This is a genomic window from Clostridium sp. BL-8, assembly GCF_002006495.1.
Lineage (GTDB): Bacteria > Bacillota > Clostridia > Clostridiales > Clostridiaceae > Clostridium.
Window position 1 is genome coordinate 1 of sequence record NZ_LZZL01000097.1, and the last position, 17,635, is coordinate 17,635.

A 17,635-nucleotide genomic window follows, 5' to 3' on the forward strand; every position below is an offset into this window, starting at 1 on the left:
TACAAATGTTTAAGTCATAAATAGAAATTAGTTCAATTTGTTATTGCAATTTGTCGATAAGAAAATTTAATAGTAGTTATATAATTAGTCACTATCAAATAAATAACAAGTCCGCTCGCAAAGGCTATTTTGGACTCGTTATTTATTTTCATGTGCCTTGTTAGTGTAAGCTCTCGTTAAATATATATTGTGAGAGAAAGAAATTTTATAGAACTTTACGTGATAGGTTAGATTGAACATAACTTATTAATAATATGAGATGATAATTTTATATTATTAAGTTATGAAGAAAGTAACCTATCATTTTTATTTTATTGAAAAAAATAAATTAATCTCAAATACACTTTGACTTTCTTTGACCAATGTATTATTATATATACAGAAGAAAAACTATAAACAGTTTACAATTAGCAGTACACAGTTTATAGCATGGATAAGTGAGAGTCCAAATTTTATATTTGGGTTCTCGAACTTAGTTAAATTGTGCATACAATGTAACTTCGTTTTTAAATCATAAGTTATAACTGTAAGTAGTATAATCTAAAAATTGCAAGTAATAAATCAATTCTTGATTTGTTTATTTATAAGATTGGAGGAATAGATATGAATATTGATAAAATGACATTAAGGGTACAGCAGGCATTAAATGACGCTAATGCTATAGCAGTTAAATTCAATCATCAACAAATAGATTTAATTCATCTTTTTTCAGCTTTAGTAGAACAAGATGATGGATTGGTGCCAAATATTTTTACTAAAATGGGCGTACCTATGAAGAATATAAAAGATTCTATAAATAAAGAATTGGATTCCATGCCTAAAGTTCAAGGAGAAGGTATTGGTAATGTATATATTACTAGAAAAATAGAAGAAGCCTTAATTAAAGCAGAAGAATTTTCAAAGCAATTTGAGGATTCATATGTAAGTGTTGAACATTTAATGCTTGCTATCATGGAGGTAGGAAAGAATAGCCAGATCTCAAAAATATTAAAGGATTATGGTATAACTAAAGATAATTTTTTGAAAGTTCTTTCAGAAGTGAGAGGAAATCAAAGAGTTGAGACACAAGATCCAGAAGGAACATATGATGCTTTAGCTAAATATGGAACTAACCTAGTTGACCTTGCTAAAAAGCATAAACTTGATCCTGTTATAGGAAGAGATGAAGAAATAAGAAGAACTATAAGAATCCTTTCTAGGAGAACAAAAAATAATCCAGTATTGATAGGAGAACCTGGAGTTGGTAAGACAGCAATTATTGAAGGATTAGCTGAAAGGATAGTAAGAGGTGATGTTCCAGAAGGCTTAAAAGATAAAATCATCTTCTCATTAGATATGGGATCATTAATAGCTGGAGCAAAGTATAGAGGTGAATTTGAAGAAAGATTAAAAGCAGTATTAAAAGAAGTTCAAAGCAGTGAAGGTAGAATACTATTATTTATTGATGAGATTCACACTATAGTTGGAGCAGGTAAAACTGATGGAGCTATGGATGCTGGAAATTTGATAAAGCCATTACTTGCAAGAGGAGAACTTCACTGTATTGGTGCTACAACCTTTGATGAATATAGAAAATATATTGAAAAGGATAAGGCCTTAGAAAGAAGGTTTCAACCAGTAATTATTGATGAACCTACAGTTGATGATACAATAGCAATACTTAGAGGATTAAAAGAAAGATTTGAAATTCACCACGGAATTAGAATTCATGATTCAGCAATAGTAGCTGCAGCAAAACTATCAGATAGATACATTCAAGACAGATATATGCCAGACAAAGCAATTGATCTAATTGATGAAGCTGGAGCAATGATAAGATCAGAAATTGATTCGCTTCCAACAGAGCTTGATGTAATAAGAAGAAAGATATTCAAATTAGAAATTGAAAAAGAAGCTTTAGTTAAAGAGAAGGATGAAGGCTCACAAAAAAGATTAGAAGATCTTGAAAAAGAACTTGCGGAGCTTAAAGAAAAAAATGATGAAATGACTGCTAAATATACAAAAGAGAAAGAGCAGATTACGGCTATAAAAACCTTAAAAAGTCAGCTAGACGATGCAAGGGGAGATATAGAAGCTGCTCAGAGAAACTTTGACTATAATAAAGTTGCTGAAATTCAGTACAGTAAAATTCCTGCGATAGAAGAGCAAATTAAGCAAAAAGAAATTGAACTTCGAGATAATTATGAGGGAGCCTTGCTAAAAGAGGAAGTTACTGAACAGGAAGTGTCAGCTGTTCTTTCAAAATGGACTGGAATTCCAGTAAGTAATTTACTTGAAGGAGAAAGAGAGAAACTTTTAAGATTAGAAGAAGAAATGAATAAGAGAGTAATAGGGCAGGGTGAAGCAGTTGAAGCTGTAACTAATGCTATACTTAGAGCAAGAGCAGGGCTTAAGGATGTTAATAGGCCAATAGGTTCGTTCATATTTTTAGGACCAACAGGTGTAGGAAAAACAGAGCTTGCAAAGACTCTAGCTAGGAATTTATTTGATTCTGAAGAAAGCATTATTCGTATAGATATGTCAGAGTATATGGAAAAACATTCTGTATCTAGGTTAGTTGGAGCGCCTCCAGGATATGTAGGTTATGATGAAGGAGGACAATTAACTGAAGCAGTAAGAAGAAAACCATACAGTGTAATTTTATTTGATGAAATTGAAAAAGCACATGAAGATGTATTTAATATATTCCTTCAAATATTAGATGATGGTAGATTAACTGATAACAAAGGTAAAACAGTTGATTTTAAGAATACTATAATAATTATGACTTCAAACATTGGAAGTGAATACTTGCTAGAAAATAAAAATGAAAATCATGTTGAAGAAGAAATTAAAACAAAGGTAATGAGTGTTCTAAAATCAAGATTTAAACCAGAATTTTTAAATAGAGTAGATGATACTATAATGTTTAAACCATTGACTGAAATTGGCATAAAGAAAATTATAGATATATTCTTAAAAGATGTAAGTTCAAGATTGAAAGATAAGAATATAGAAATAGAAGTTACAGATGAAGCTGAAACAATAATGGCGAGAGAAGGCTATGATGTAGTCTATGGAGCAAGACCACTTAAGAGATATATTCAAAACACCTTAGAAAACAGACTTGCAAGGATGATAATAAAAGGTGAATTAACTTACGGTTCAAAGGTTAGAATTGATAGAAATGGTGATGAAATTGTAATAACACCAATATCATTAAAAAATCAATAATATATAATTAATCAGGTTATTTAAAACGCTGTTGTTTTAAATAACCTGATTAAATTTTTGACTAATTATTTATATCTGAAAAACTAGGAACATTAAATAATCCCTGTGCAGATTTAACGCCACGGATTATAGCTTTTTCCATGACTTTAGCAGCTAACATTCCGACAGTTGTAACATCACACTTAACTTTATTTGTTGACATTGTAAATATAGTATCTCCATCAAACATTGTGTGAGCAGGTCTCATGGTTCTTCCATAACCATTATGAGCCATTGAAGCTACTTTATTTGCTTCAGCTTTTGTGAAATCTGCATTTGTTACTATAAGACCTATGGTTGTGTTTCCCTTAAATGGATTTTTGGGATTTTGAAAATTTTCAAGAATTAAACGTTCAGTATCTAAAAATACTTTATTTTTACTATCATATGCACCGGCAATAATGCTAAGGTTAGAAGGATCAATTACATCACCTAAGCAATTTACAGCTACTATGGCACCAACTTCAAGCTCGCCGACTTTTATTGCATAGGTTCCAAGTCCACCTTTCATAGAGTAATCAGGACCTAGAAATTTACCTACAGTTGCACCGTATCCTGCACCGATATTTCCATTTATATCATCAGTATAGATTTCTGAATTAATACATGCTTTAAATCCCATTTCTTTATCAGGTCTTATTTTTGGATCACCAAAGGCTAAATCGAATAAAACAGCTTCACATACAATTGGAACTTTAGCAACAGTTACATCAAAGCCTATATCTTTCTTTTCTAAATATTCCATTACGCCAGAGGCAGCATCTAATCCGAAAGCACTTCCTCCAGATAAAACTACAGCATGAATTTTATCTACCATTTCCATTGGATCAAGCAAATCAGTTTCACGAGTTCCAGGTGCCCCACCACGAACATCAACACCACCAGTTGCACCTTTTTCACATATAATAACTGAGCATCCAGTACCACCTTCTCTATTTTCAGCATGACCAAGCTTAATCCCATCTATATCACAAAACTTTATTTCTTTCATAAATAAAATGCTCCTTATAATAAAACTATGTATAAATAAAGGACCAAGGATAATAAAGTTAATTAAAATCATTGGTCATCATTAAAGAGTAATAATTAAATATTATTACATTATTTTTTCATTTTTTGTATAGCAACTATAACAGGAATACATATTACAGCACTTACTATGGCTTCTGGAATTCCGTTTGTGACTCCGATTGTAGCAATAGTAGTTCCGGCAATTGCTCTATCTATTCCAAGAGCAGCTGAATATCTATCTAAGTAGATTAAATAGGCTAATCCTAAAACTCCGATTGTATTTGTTAAAGTCGCACATAATGCGGCAATACCTATACTAATACTCTGTTTTTTAATTGCATTTTTTAAAAGAATATACACATAATATGCTACAACTCCAATTAAAATCCTAGGAATCAAAGCTATTATAGGATTCCAAAAAAGGAATGATGTTGGTAGTGGAGTTGTAAAAGCTTGATACATTGAAAATAATCCAAAGACTAGTCCAACTAAAGCACCTACAATTGGACCTTCAACAATTGCACCTATAATTACAGGAATATGCATAATAGTAGCTTTTACAGGTGGGATTGGAATAAAACCTAATCCTGTTAATCCTAAGAAAATAGAAATGGAAGACAACATACCTATCATTGCTATCTGTCTAACTGAAAATTTTGGTTTAATATTACTTCTTTCCATTAAAATACCTCCGTTCTTATTCCGTAATGTGGATATAATTCGGAAAAATCTATATACGAATTTCCGTTCAGTTTCTATAAGGAATACCGACATCTAGTATTTTACCACTTTTGAAAAAAAGTTCAATAATTTTAATGAAAGTTATTGGTTTGGACTTTGATCCTTAAAGATGTCTTGTTTATCAGGCATAATGAGTGCACATATGAAGTAGATTACAATGCAGACAGGAAGAAATTTTATAGATAATAAGATAAACAATATGCGAACTAAGGTAACATCTCCGCTTATATAATCAGAAACCCCAACAAGTACTCCGCAAATCTTTTTTCTTGAAACATCTTTATATAGTTTTTTATTTTCAAACATTATATTTATCCTCCAAATTATATTCTAATTTTAATAAAGGTGATCTATTGTTAAATATATTATAAACACAGAAATTTTTAATTAATAGCAGGTTTCGGATATCTTTATATAAAAATAAGAAAATAATAAGTTTTCTTTACCTGCTATTCCTATATAAATAATTTGAATTGTTATTAATAAAATGATAATATAAAATTAATATAATAAGTAAAAATGAATAGAGGCTAGGGGTGCCAAATAAAATTGGCTGAGAAAAGCTGTATTTGCTTTAACTCTTTTAACCTGATGTGGCTAATACCACCGTAGGGAAGCAATAAATAAATTTAATTTATTTATTAAATAGAAATTTAGAAGACTTTTCCTAGAGAAGAGTCTCTTTTTATTTTTTACGAGGAACTAATAATAAAGTGAAATCTATGGATAACTTATGAAAAAGGTTATTTTAACAAGAATAAAAGAACTAAAAAATAAAAAGTAAAATATATTACACTAAATTTAGGAGGGACTAGTTTTGAAAATAATAGTAAATGAAAAAGAGGTTTTGGAGAAGGACGATGCTACTGCATTTGAAATTAGAGATAAAATAAAAAGTGATGCTGATATAGTTATATTAAATGGATTTCCGATTAAATCAGATTACGCTTTAAGTGAAGGAGACAAACTTACATTAATTAAGAGAGGAGAAATTCCAAGTAAAGAGGAATTAGAAGCCTTAATGGTAAGCAGGCACACACCTAAAGTGCACGAAAAGGTAAAGCAGGCTAAAGTTGCGATTGCTGGGCTTGGAGGACTTGGTTCAACAGTAGCACTGGCTCTTGGACGAATTGGTGTTGGACATTTGAAAATCATCGACTTTGATGTTGTTGAACCTAGTAATTTAAATAGACAGCAATATTTTATTAAGAATATTGGCATGAAGAAATGTGATGCTTTAAAAGATATTCTTGATGAAATTAATCCATTTATAGAAGTTCAAAAAATTGATGCTTGTGTAGGACCTGATAATATTAAAGAATTATTTGAAGACATGGATATAGTAATTGAAGCCTTTGATGGAGCAGAAAATAAAGCCATGATAGTAAGGGAAGTTTTACTTCAAACTCAAAGACCAAAAATAATTTCAGCATCAGGTATGGCAGGTTATTATTCTAATAATTTGATAGTCAGTAAAAAGATGAACTCCAGATTATATATGTGTGGAGATTTTGAAAATGAAGCAAAAATAAATGAAGGATTGATGGCACCTAGAGTTGGTATTGCAGCCTGTCATGAAGCGAACATGGCACTTAGACTGATTTTAGGCGAAGAAGAAGTTTAAAGCAGCTTACAGTTATGAATTATAAGTTATGAGTTGGTTATAAAATCGCAGTAATAGATTTATAAAATAATATTTTGAAAACTCTATATGTTTTTCCTTTAACTTTTAACTTATAAAATTAATTATTTTAGATAAATTAGTGTTTTCAACATATTATATAAATGTTTTGTAAGTTTTAAATATTGAAGAAAATATATAGTAAGGAGAAAATAAAGTTATGATTATAATTGGAATAACTAATAGAAAATTATGTTTAGATTTTTATGAACAAATAAGAAAAATAGCCAAATCGAAGATAAATTATTTAATGATAAGGGAAAAAGATTTAGAAAGTGGAGAATTATTGGAAACAGCTTTAAAAGTAAAAAAGGAACTTGAGAATACTGATATAAAAGTAATTATAAATTCAAATGAAGAGGTAGCAGAACGAGTAAATGCAGATGGAATTCAACTATCATTTAAAGATTTTTTAGGTATTAAGGAGAAGTTTTACACAGAAAATCTAAAAAGTATGGAAGAAGCAGGGGATAATTTTAGATTTAGAGGGAAAGAATATAAGAAATATAAAATGATAGGTGTTTCAATACATAGTTTTGATGAAGGGATACAAGCTTATAATTTGGGAGCAGATTATGTTATTTATGGCCATGTATTTGAGACTGATTGTAAGAAAGGAGTTCCTCCTAGAGGGATTAAAGAAATAGAAAAGCTTTCTAAAGAAATAGATATTCCTGTTATTGGCCTTGGTGGAATAGATAAGAGTAATTTTAAAGAAGTAATAAATTCAGGGGCCGGTGGAATTGCTATCATGTCAAGTCTTATGGAAGCTGAAAGTCCTAAAGCCTTAATTGAGGAGATAATTAAATAAGGCAGAATCAAATAAATAACAAGTCAATTTACCTACTTTCCTGATGAAAAATATTCAAGGCAACTTTTGAGCTGTTATTTATTTTCATGTGCCTAATTGCAAAAGTACTTGTAAATTCTATATGTTCATTATAAACTTTTTAAGTAAAGATAATTTTATTCAGTTAACAATTTAAATAAAATAATTAGTATGAATATTTGAGTGCTATTAATATAATAAGGAGAAATAAAATAATGAGTACAATTGCAGGAAAAGGATGCCCTAGGATTATACCAGAGGGAGAGAAAAAACCACTACAGGATATTGAAAAAAGTATCATTAAGGGTTATAGAAAACATATATGGAGTAAGTTCATAAAAGCTGTTAAAGACTATAATTTAATTGAAGAAGGAGATAAGATTGCTGTTGGTATATCTGGAGGAAAAGATAGTATATTAATGGCAAAATTATTTCAAGAATTGCAAAGACATGGTCAGGTGAAGTTTGAATTAGTATTTTTAGCAATGGATCCAGGCTATCATCCAGATATAAAAAAATTATTAATAGAAAACTGTGAACATTTGAATATTCCAATTCATATATATGAATCTGGTATTTTTGATGTAGTTGATAAAATGGCTAAAGATTACCCGTGTTATTTGTGTGCAAGAATGAGAAGGGGATCTCTTTATGCTAAAGCACAGGAATTTGGATGCAATAAGCTTGCGTTAGGTCATCATTACAATGATGTAATTGAAACAACTATGCTGAATATACTATATGGAGGTAATTTTAAAACAATGCTTCCTAAATTGAAGGCAAAAAACTTTGAAAACTTAGAGTTAATAAGACCAATGTATTATATTGAAGAAGAAGATATAAAGAGATTTATAAATTATAGCGGAATATGGCCATTAAACTGTGCATGTATGGTTGCAGCGGAACGAATAGGAAACAAAAGATATGAAATAAAAGATTTAATTAAAGAATTAAAGAAAAATTTTAATGGAGTAGAAAAATCTATTTTTAAGGCAGCAGAAAATGTTAGTATGGATTCTATATTAGGATGGCAAAAAGGTGAGGAAAAACATTCATTTTTAGACTATTATGATGAGGAATAGAAGAGAATATGTGAAGGTATTTATTAAATTGGGGATTTATGTTATATTATAGTTAATATGCGGATAGAAGAGGGTGAAGAGTGATGGATAATGATTCAATAAAGATTCTAGATCCTATTATACTGCTGAGTATGATTAATATGAAATTAAGAGATCAATATTCTTCTCTTGATCTTCTTTGCAGTGATTTGGAATTAAACAAAGATGATATAGTTATCAGACTTGAAGAAGTAGGATATAGCTACGTCGAAAAGGAAAATCAGTTTAAATAAGGTACAGGATAGAAAATTATAAATTCAAGATTACTGAGAATGTTCTTTTGCACGGTAAAAAGGCTAAGAAGGATTGATTTTTTTTAATGTGCCTATAATAGTATTTATATTTAGGTTAAAAAGCTTAGGAGGGTGTTACATGCAAATAAAAAAGACAGGAAAAATAATTACTGTTGTAGCAGCAACAGCAGCTTTGATAGTATCATTAGTTAATGATAAAAAATCTAAAAACATAAATAAATAATGGTAGATTAGCTAATTATTTAATTATTTAAATGTATTGACAAATAATAGTCTAGTGTATATTATATAAGTATAAAATAAATCCGTTGAAAAGGGATAGTAGTCATGAGACAATGTTAAAGAGAGCTGAAGATGGTGAGATTTCAGTACGGCAGTTAGTGATGAATGGGCCTTTGAGGAGCGATATGAAATCTTTTGAGAGTAGTTTAGCCGTAAGTCGCACGTTATAGCGAATAAGATATGTTAGTATCTGAAATGAGAGGCATTTTGTGCAATTTAGGTGGCAACGCGGATAATCTCCGTCCTATTTACAATAGGACGGAGTTTTTTTTATACTTTTTTATAATGGGGTGTGATGATTATGTTGTGAAAGGAAAGAATTTTAATATAGCAATAAATAAAAATAAAAATTAGCAGGGGGATATTTGAAATGAATACAAAAAGAATGGTAACTAATGCAATTTTAATAGCAATTGGAGCAATACTACATCAAATTACACCACCAATAGTTGGAATACAAGCAGATCTTTCACTGGCAATGCTATTTATGATAGTAGTATTTAATAAAGATTATAAGACTACATTAATATGTGGTATCATTATAGGAATTTTTGCAGCCCTTACAACTAAAACACCAGGAGGTCTAGTGCCTAATATTATTGATAAATTTGTAACATGTAATGTTGCGTTTTTAATATTAATGCCATTAAGAAATAAGATCAGCAAATTAAGACAAATATCAATATTATTACCTTTAGGTACTTTAGTAAGTGGAGCCACATTCATAGCGGCATTAGCAACTATAGCAGGATTACCTGCAGGATTTTCGGTTGGAACTATATTTGTATTTACAGTTATTCCAACAGCAGCAGTTAATACAGTGTTAGGAATTATTATATTTAAAATAGTTGAAAAAATTGCAGTATCTAACGGAAGTTACGCAATACAATAGGATTTTTAGACAATATAAAGGAAAATGTATCCTATGAGATGAAGGAGCATTTTCCTTTTTTAGTTAGGCACATGAAAATAAATAACAAGTCTAAAATAGCCTTGCAAGTGGACTTGTTATTTATTTTATAGTGCCTTATTATTTCTTTATAAAATGAAATTCCTCAGGGGTATTTTCATCTATTATCTTAAATTCATATCCATTATCTTTGTAATATTTAATTATTTCAGGAAGAGCTTTTACAGAGTTTTTACTCATATATGCGCAATGCATTAATAGTACGACAGGACTCTTATTGCTCTTTGAATTTTTTATAAATACACTAGGACTGGAACCAGGATGTGCACCATCTCCACTATCAGTATTCCAATCATAAATTTTTAGATTATTTTTATGTAATAAATCAACCATAGATTGAGAGAGTTTATAACAGTTATTATTGCAGCCAAAAGGAAATCTTAAAATAGTAGGTTTAAAGCCGACTATAGAATTAACCGCTTCTTGAGTGTCTAGCATTTCTTGCAGAAATATTTCATTAGATGAATAAAGGCGGCTTCGTTTATGACTCATGCTATGAAGTCCTAATGCATGGCCTTCATCATACATTCTCTTAACCAAGTCTTCCTGACCCTTAATTTGTTCTCCAATCAGAAAGAAAGTTGCGTGAACAGACTCATTTTTCAGTATATCTAAAACATTTTTTGTGACTTTTCCAGCAGGACCATCGTCAAACGTTAAATAAATAACTTTTGTTTCATCGGCATAAACATTAAAAATTGTAAAATTTGAATAACTAATAAGAGTTGTAATTATTAATGTAAATAGAATGATTTTTTTAAAAAAGTTTGAATTCATATAATCACCTTCATAAATATTTTGTATAAGAATATTATGTCCTTCAATTAAATTTATATTATAAGAAAAGAAAATATCCTGATAAGTAAATAATTTAATGTAAAACGATTTGGTAAAATAAGATATATATGTAATAGAAATAAAAAAATAATGAAATAAATTAAATTTAAAAATAATATACTCTGGTATAATGTTAAAAAATGGTATACTATAAATAAATAGATAAGCAATATTCATATGGAAAAGGGATGAATTAATATTGAAAACTGTTAATAATAAATATCTAATTGAACAGGAATTGAATATTGAAGAAAATTTTTTAAATTACCTTGTATTAGACTCTGAAAAAAATGAGAGGTATATATTATGTGTTTTAAAGAATAATTTTACATATGAAAAAACAAGAGAGTATTTGTTGAGCAGATTTAGGACAATTAAGAATTTAAATTTTGATTATATTGTTAATATAATTAGAATTGAAATAATTTATAGTCTAAATGGTATAAAATTAGATAAGCCTCAATATGGGTACTTAATGGAATATGTCCCACTTAAAGCGGATATTCAGGTGTATTTTAAGGAATGCACTTCAAATAAAAAACTTGATATATTAATGGAATTATGTGCGGCTGTAAATACACTAAATATGCAAGGGTATATTTTTGAAAATATTACATTAAGAGATATAATGCTAATCTCTGATTATAAAACAGGTATTAGAATAAAAATAAAAAACTTATTGCAAAATGAACTGAGAAAGTTTAACTTATTAAATTCATCCGTAAATGCATTACCTTATCAATATAACTATGAGAATAGAAATGAAGGAAGTCTTCAAAAAGATAATATTGGACAAGTTATAAATTTATTCAATGAAATATTCACAGATGAAGAAATTGAAGATAATCTAAAAGAATTAAAACATATAAAAAAGACATACAATCAAGTTAATACAATAAATAAGTATTTTAAGCTTAAATATTTTATAAAAGATATTAATGACAGAATGCATAAAAATTATAAAATCTTTATTAAGGATGCATTAAATAAACTTCAAACTGATTTAGATATGATTGGGATGGAAGAAGAGATAAAGATAGTAGAAAAAAACTTCCAAAAAATACTTGAGAATAAAGAAAAATATAAAATAATAGCTTTTAGAGGAGAAGATGGAAGTGGTAAGAGCAGATTCTTACAGGAGATTAAGTATCGTATAGAAAACAAGTATTTTAAAGATTATATATATGTCCATGATTCGGAAGTCAGTGGTGGAAGTGAAAATAGTATATATAATGATCTCTTGAAATCTTTTTTTAAAAAAGCCGACAAAAGTTTAAGAGATAAATACGAGGTTTATATAAAAAAATTTATATTAATGTTAAGTGATAAAGACCATAGTAATTGTGAAAATAAGCAAAAACTTCAGCTGATTAATAGAATTGGAAAGTTTATAAATGAGTATACAATGACTAGGTCTTTAGTTATATTGATAGATAATTTAGATCAAAAAAATGAGTTTTTTAAGTTATTTATAAGATATATTTCTTTGGTTAGTAATAACTTAGAAAATGTGATGATAGTATTCACTATGAATGAAACTATAAGCGATATAAATTTTTTGAGATACATTAAAAATCTTAAAGAATTAGAACAATATGAGGAATACAAAATAAATTATTTTAATCAATACAATACTGATAAAATGATTAAAGGAATGCTAAATACCAATAAAGGGATTAATAAACTAGTTGTAAAAATATATTCTGAGACACTAGGAAATCCTCAATATATAAGCAGCGTAATAAAAGAATTATATGAGAATAAAAATTTATATTTTGATGAAAATACTGGAGAGTGGAAGACAAAAATCAGAGTAAAAGACATATTAATACCAAGAGCCTTGGAAAAAAGATTAGAAATGAGTTTGTCTTCTTTAGAGAGAAGAGAAGTAAGAGTTTTAAAAAAAATGTCTATTTTCGAAGCACCATTATCTGAAAAAATAATATTAAAATATGTAATAAAAGACTTTGAGGAAGAAGTTTATAAAAAATTAAAATCTAAAAAATATTTAATTGATAAAATATGTGATCAAGGCATACTTGTAGGATTTTCTAATGATTTATTAAGGAATATGCTTTATTTAAAATTACATGAAGAAGAAAGAATGGAGATGCATTGTAAAGCATCTGAATTTATGGAAGAAGTTTTATATGAAACAGATTATTATATAGAAGAATTTTTATTACAATTGGAAAAAAGTAAGAATTATGAGAAAGCGTATTTTTATGCTATAAAATATGCAAAAGTACAAGAGATTTCGGGAGATTCATTGAAATCAAAAATGTATTATGAAAAAATATTAAAGTATCCATGTAACTTAGGCAAAAGTGAAGCAGCCATATGTATAGCTGAGTTATATGAAAAGAATTCAGAGCATGAAAAAAGCTTTGAATATTTTGAAAAAGCAAATGTATATGCAATACAAAATGATGAACTTGAGATTGAACTGTATACATTACTTGAAATGATAATTATAAAGCTTAATGATATTACAGATACCGATACGGGAATTGATTATGCGCTTAGCTGTGTAAGAAGATTACTAGATAAAATTTATTATCCTAAAGGTGAGATTTACTATTATTATGCAATTTCATTAAAATATATATTAGAGTATAACTATGATTTAGCTTTAGAAAATGTAGAGAGAGCAAAAAAATTATGTGAGGAGAACAAAATAAGAGAAGATATATATGGATGGATAATAACTGTAACAGCTAAGATGTATGCAAGAAAAGAAAATTATGAAGAAGCTAAAAAGTTATATCTATATGCTACAGACATATTTACAAAAAACAATAATATTAATGGACAGCTATTTGCAAGGTTAAAGTATGTGGAACTCTCTAAAGAAGAGCGAGAAGAAGATGAAGTAATTTTAATAAAATATTTAGAGCTAAGCAGATTAAGTAATAAACATAAGGTTTATAAGAAAGAGATACTCAGTTTAATATATATTGCAAATATATATAGACAAAAGGGAAAGTATATTGATGCAGAGAAGTATCTTTTAAAAGCATTAGAAAGGGAAAAAGAAGAAGGAATAAATTTTTATTCTTTTAATATTTGTAATGAACTTTGCATGATATATATAAAGTCTGGAAAAATTAATTTAGCAGTAAAATACTATAATATGATTAGGCAAATGCAAAAAGCGATTAAGCTGCCAGAAGAACAAATTATAAGTTTTAATTATACATATGCACTATATAATTTATTAGTTTGTAATTATGATATGGCATATGACTATTTAAAAGAAGTATACGGTTTAATATTTAATACTAATAATTTTTATCATAAAGTTATGATATGCAAATATTATGAGCTCATATTATATAAATGTAAGTGTGATGAGGATATTAAAAATGTATATAGTAAGTTAAATAATAAAATTGAATTACTTAATAAACCGGATGTTGGACTTGAAATAAGGCTAAGTGCAATTAAAAGAATATTGAACCTTGGATATAAAGAATTAGCCAAGGAGCTGTTTTTTAAAATTAAAGAATACCCTAGAGATTATAATGTAGAAGGAGTTTATATATACTTAGAGTTTAACTTAAAAGATAAAAATTGTTATAATTTTCTTATTAACAAAGCTTTAAAGGTATGTGCATTTATTAGCAATCAAGAGACTAAGGCAGATTTATATGCTGCAGTTGGAAAAAAATATAATGAACTTAAATGTTATGATTTAGCAATTAACTATTATTATGAGGCTATATCTTTGCATATGGATGTAATTAATTCATTACCAGAATATGATAAATTATCATATATAAATAATAGTGATTTGTTGAAGCTTCGCAGCTTATTTGCAAGATGTTTAAACTATGATTTAAATATGAGAATAAGTTTTAAAGAGACTCATTTTATAAAAAATACTGAAGAGATAAGTAGAATTTTAATGGAATTAAATTTAGAAAATATATTAAAAAATGAAGAATTTTTTAAGCTGGCGCAAAGCTTATATGAAAAATGCTATTATAATGATTTAAATGATGCATTTAAAGTGTTCGAACAATTTTCAGGCGACACAATTAAAAATATGGAAAATATAATTAAATATATATCCAGATTGGTTTTGGCAGATAAGGCGATGATTATTACAGAAAGTAATGAAGGTGGAAATGATATCATATGCACCTATAGAATTAATGATAAGAATGAAATTAATAAGTATTTTTCATTAAAAGTTGATACAGAAGAAGATGTTTTTATTATTTGTAATAATGATACTAGGTTCTATCAGCTAGATAATAAGATATTAAAAGATGGAATAAAGTCTTGCATGTATATGAAAATTATAAATAGGGAAGAAACCATGAATAATAGACGGGGAGTTAATGCAAGATTAATTCTAATTGCAGATAATGCAATTAATTATATTAATAATCAATCTAAAATAATTATAGAAAAATTTAAGCCATTTTTAATATTTTTATTAGAGAAATATTATCTAACAATAAACTCTGCATTAGATAAGCTTACAGAGGTATATAATAGAAAATATTTTGAAGAAGTTTTGCTTTTCTTATTAGATAAGGAAAAGTTAGAAGAAAGTAAATTTGCTGTTATGATGTTTGATATTGATGACTTCAAAGGAATAAATGACACATATGGACATCAAACAGGAGATGAAGTGTTAGTCAGGCTTGTAAAAGAAGTGAAGAAGTGTATTGGCAAGGATGACATTATTGGAAGATACGGTGGAGAAGAATTTATAATACTTTGTCCAGATATCAATGAAGATGAAGCAATTAGAAAGGCAGAAAATATTAGGCTTAATGTTGAAGAAGCGAAAATTTTAGGTGATAAGAGAAATGTTACCATAAGTATTGGAATAGCAATGAGCGTTAATGAATTATTAAGCAGTGATGAAATGATAGGAAGAGCAGACCAGGCTTTATATAAAGCAAAAAATGAAGGTAAAAATAGATATGTGCTTTGGGAAAAGGAGGAAAGCATCAGTCGTAATATTAATAATGAGCTAGCAGGAGTATTATCAGGTAATATGGCAAAAGATTATAGTTTTGCATTAGATCTTAAAGGGGTAGCTAATTTAGTTAAATACAAAGGGGATAAAATAGACAAAATATATATATTTATTTCAAAAGTGATGCAGGTAATTGAATGCGAAATAGCTACGGTATTTGAGGTTAAAGATAAGAAAATAATTAATAATTATAGTAAACTTAGAAATGAAGATGGGTGGTATACAACTGAAAAGTTTAATTGGAATTTAATTTATAAAGTTATTGAAGAAGAAAAGGGAATGTATTTAATTGATTGGGAGACAATGGGAAACTATAATCAATATGGTATGCCAGAATGGAAGTCTATCTGCATAGTTCCCATAGTATGTAATGGACGCATTTTGAGTGTTGTATATCTTTCTATCCCAGTGAATAAAAAAGAGTTTGGATGTAATGAATATAACTTGTTAAATTGCTTTGCAGAAGTAGGTACTCCAATATTTTTAACATAAATCTTAGAAATATCAAAATCATAATCACATAAGAGATTTTTTATCATATTATATTAAAAGAGAAATAATATTTGAAGAGGAATTTCTTATGAGTGATACCACTTCTAAAGAGAATAATGAAAATATTACTGATATAATGTCAGAGCAAAATGAAGAAGCTAAAGTTCTTAATAGCGGTGAAATTATAGTTATATCAATCCTAGAATGTGGAGAAAATGAATATTTGCAAGGAGTAAAAATTAACCTATATAAGATAAATGGATTATCTCCGGTTTTAATTGAGTCTAAAGTGACCAATGAGGAAGGTAAGGTTATTTTTTCTAGAGTTGAAGAAGGTTGTTATCGAATAATAGAAATTATAGATAAAAAGTATTTTGAAAAACCTAAATACATTAGTTGGAATGAAATAATTATAGATAACAATAATAAAAAGCAAAAAGTTGTGGTAGTTAATAAAATAAAAAATAATATATCACCTAATAAACATAAACATTGTATATAACTATGCAAAGGCTATATTTAAGATTATGATTTTTTCTTAGATATAGCCTTTATATATACTATTTAGATAGTAGATTTTTATATGTAAATTAAGATATAATCATAAATAGTATAAATTTTAAAAGTAGGTGTTAAAATGAACAATTATATATTAAAGATAAAAAGAATTCATGACAAAGCAATAATACCCAATTATGCTCATGAAGGAGATGCAGGATTGGATTTATATTCAGTGGAAGAACTAGTTTTAAATCCTGGAGAAAGAGGATTAATACATACAGGAATACAAATAGAATTACCAGCTAATACAGAAGCTCAAATAAGACCAAGAAGTGGTTTAGCATTAAAAAATGGCATAACAACATTAAACAGCCCAGGGACAATAGATGAGGGATATAGAGGAGAAATAGGAGTTATTTTAATTAATCATAGCAATGAAGTTTTTAAAGTAGAACAAGGAATGAAAATAGCTCAAATGGTCATAAAACCAGTATTTAAAGTTAATATTGTAGAAACATCTGAATTGTCAGACAGCGAAAGAAGTGAAAATGGCTTCGGATCTTCAGGAACAAGATAAGCTATAGTTAAGTGGTAGTTTACCGAAATCATAAATATTTTTATTCCGAAAAACTATAAAAATGTCGCTGAAGGTTCTAAGCTGCAGGTTG

At 28.0% G+C, this 17,635-nt stretch carries 13 protein-coding genes, 1 riboswitch and 1 other annotated feature; of the genes, 9 read left to right on the top strand and 4 right to left on the bottom strand.

Going from position 1 to position 17,635, the window contains the following annotated elements:
- Positions 1 to 603: 603 nt before the first annotated feature.
- Positions 604 to 3,213: an ATP-dependent chaperone ClpB gene (clpB, locus tag CLOBL_RS23190; protein WP_077861187.1), complete on the top strand. Its 2,610-nt coding sequence runs from the start codon at positions 604 to 606 to the stop codon at positions 3,211 to 3,213.
- A gap of 61 nt (positions 3,214 to 3,274) precedes the next feature.
- Here the strand turns inward: clpB and CLOBL_RS23195 are convergent, their stop codons facing one another.
- The 3 genes from CLOBL_RS23195 to CLOBL_RS23205 all read right to left on the bottom strand — a co-directional run bounded on the left by CLOBL_RS23195 (position 3,275) and on the right by CLOBL_RS23205 (position 5,310).
- Positions 3,275 to 4,243 (bottom strand): P1 family peptidase, encoded by a 969-nt coding sequence (locus CLOBL_RS23195; protein WP_077861188.1) that lies wholly within the window; start codon positions 4,241 to 4,243, stop codon positions 3,275 to 3,277.
- A 110-nt stretch (positions 4,244 to 4,353) separates the two neighbouring features.
- A complete protein-coding gene (locus tag CLOBL_RS23200; RefSeq protein WP_009172452.1) occupies positions 4,354 to 4,944 on the bottom strand; it encodes an ECF transporter S component in 591 nt (196 codons plus the stop codon).
- Positions 4,945 to 5,085: 141 nt separating this feature from the next.
- Entirely contained in the window at positions 5,086 to 5,310 is a 225-nt protein-coding gene (locus CLOBL_RS23205) for a PspC domain-containing protein (RefSeq protein WP_009172451.1), read from the bottom strand.
- A 216-nt stretch (positions 5,311 to 5,526) separates the two neighbouring features.
- A riboswitch (TPP riboswitch) is annotated at positions 5,527 to 5,636 on the top strand.
- A 185-nt stretch (positions 5,637 to 5,821) separates the two neighbouring features.
- Here CLOBL_RS23205 and thiF point away from each other — a divergent pair.
- The 5 genes from thiF to CLOBL_RS23230 all read left to right on the top strand — a co-directional run bounded on the left by thiF (position 5,822) and on the right by CLOBL_RS23230 (position 10,063).
- Positions 5,822 to 6,628, top strand: a complete 807-nt coding sequence (thiF, locus tag CLOBL_RS23210; protein WP_077861189.1) for a sulfur carrier protein ThiS adenylyltransferase ThiF — start codon at positions 5,822 to 5,824, stop codon at positions 6,626 to 6,628.
- A gap of 217 nt (positions 6,629 to 6,845) precedes the next feature.
- Entirely contained in the window at positions 6,846 to 7,496 is a 651-nt protein-coding gene (locus CLOBL_RS23215) for a thiamine phosphate synthase (RefSeq protein ID WP_077861190.1), read from the top strand.
- 233 nt (positions 7,497 to 7,729) lie between these two features.
- Positions 7,730 to 8,596 (top strand): ATP-binding protein, encoded by an 867-nt coding sequence (locus CLOBL_RS23220; RefSeq protein WP_077861191.1) that lies wholly within the window; start codon positions 7,730 to 7,732, stop codon positions 8,594 to 8,596.
- 83 nt (positions 8,597 to 8,679) lie between these two features.
- On the top strand, positions 8,680 to 8,868 hold the full coding sequence (locus CLOBL_RS23225) for a DUF4250 domain-containing protein (protein ID WP_077861197.1): 189 nt from the start codon (positions 8,680 to 8,682) through the stop codon (positions 8,866 to 8,868).
- A 320-nt stretch (positions 8,869 to 9,188) separates the two neighbouring features.
- Positions 9,189 to 9,421: a binding site (T-box leader), on the top strand.
- 120 nt (positions 9,422 to 9,541) lie between these two features.
- A complete protein-coding gene (locus CLOBL_RS23230; RefSeq protein ID WP_077861192.1) occupies positions 9,542 to 10,063 on the top strand; it encodes a tryptophan transporter in 522 nt (173 codons plus the stop codon).
- Between the two features lie 138 nt (positions 10,064 to 10,201).
- On the opposite strand, the gene CLOBL_RS23235 is transcribed toward CLOBL_RS23230, so the two are convergent.
- On the bottom strand, positions 10,202 to 10,918 hold the full coding sequence (locus CLOBL_RS23235; RefSeq protein ID WP_077861193.1) for a polysaccharide deacetylase family protein: 717 nt from the start codon (positions 10,916 to 10,918) through the stop codon (positions 10,202 to 10,204).
- Between the two features lie 259 nt (positions 10,919 to 11,177).
- On the opposite strand from CLOBL_RS23235, the gene CLOBL_RS23240 reads away from it, so the two are divergent.
- The 3 genes from CLOBL_RS23240 (at position 11,178) to dut (ending at position 17,544) form a co-directional block, all read left to right on the top strand.
- Positions 11,178 to 16,466, top strand: coding sequence for a diguanylate cyclase (locus tag CLOBL_RS23240; protein WP_077861194.1), 5,289 nt, complete (start codon positions 11,178 to 11,180; stop codon positions 16,464 to 16,466).
- A gap of 88 nt (positions 16,467 to 16,554) precedes the next feature.
- Entirely contained in the window at positions 16,555 to 16,968 is a 414-nt protein-coding gene (locus CLOBL_RS23245) for a prealbumin-like fold domain-containing protein (protein WP_077861195.1), read from the top strand.
- Positions 16,969 to 17,103: 135 nt separating this feature from the next.
- Positions 17,104 to 17,544 carry a dUTP diphosphatase gene (gene dut, locus CLOBL_RS23250; RefSeq protein ID WP_077861196.1) on the top strand — a complete coding sequence of 147 codons (441 nt, stop codon included), beginning with the start codon at positions 17,104 to 17,106 and terminating at the stop codon, positions 17,542 to 17,544.
- The last annotated feature ends 91 nt before the right edge of the window (positions 17,545 to 17,635 follow it).

Bases quoted from the DNA above. Each gene is read 5' to 3' on its own strand.
- CLOBL_RS23215 (WP_077861190.1), top strand. From the start codon at position 6,846: ATGATTATAATTGGAATAACTAATAGAAAATTATGTTTAGATTTTTAT.
- CLOBL_RS23220 (WP_077861191.1), top strand. From the start codon at position 7,730: ATGAGTACAATTGCAGGAAAAGGATGCCCTAGGATTATACCAGAGGGA.
- CLOBL_RS23245 (WP_077861195.1), top strand. From the start codon at position 16,555: ATGAGTGATACCACTTCTAAAGAGAATAATGAAAATATTACTGATATA.
- CLOBL_RS23225 (WP_077861197.1), top strand. From the start codon at position 8,680: ATGGATAATGATTCAATAAAGATTCTAGATCCTATTATACTGCTGAGT.
- dut (WP_077861196.1), top strand. From the start codon at position 17,104: ATGAACAATTATATATTAAAGATAAAAAGAATTCATGACAAAGCAATA.
- CLOBL_RS23205 (WP_009172451.1), bottom strand. From the start codon at position 5,310: ATGTTTGAAAATAAAAAACTATATAAAGATGTTTCAAGAAAAAAGATT.
- CLOBL_RS23200 (WP_009172452.1), bottom strand. From the start codon at position 4,944: ATGGAAAGAAGTAATATTAAACCAAAATTTTCAGTTAGACAGATAGCA.
- CLOBL_RS23195 (WP_077861188.1), bottom strand. From the start codon at position 4,243: ATGAAAGAAATAAAGTTTTGTGATATAGATGGGATTAAGCTTGGTCAT.
- CLOBL_RS23235 (WP_077861193.1), bottom strand. From the start codon at position 10,918: ATGAATTCAAACTTTTTTAAAAAAATCATTCTATTTACATTAATAATT.
- CLOBL_RS23230 (WP_077861192.1), top strand. From the start codon at position 9,542: ATGAATACAAAAAGAATGGTAACTAATGCAATTTTAATAGCAATTGGA.
- clpB (WP_077861187.1), top strand. From the start codon at position 604: ATGAATATTGATAAAATGACATTAAGGGTACAGCAGGCATTAAATGAC.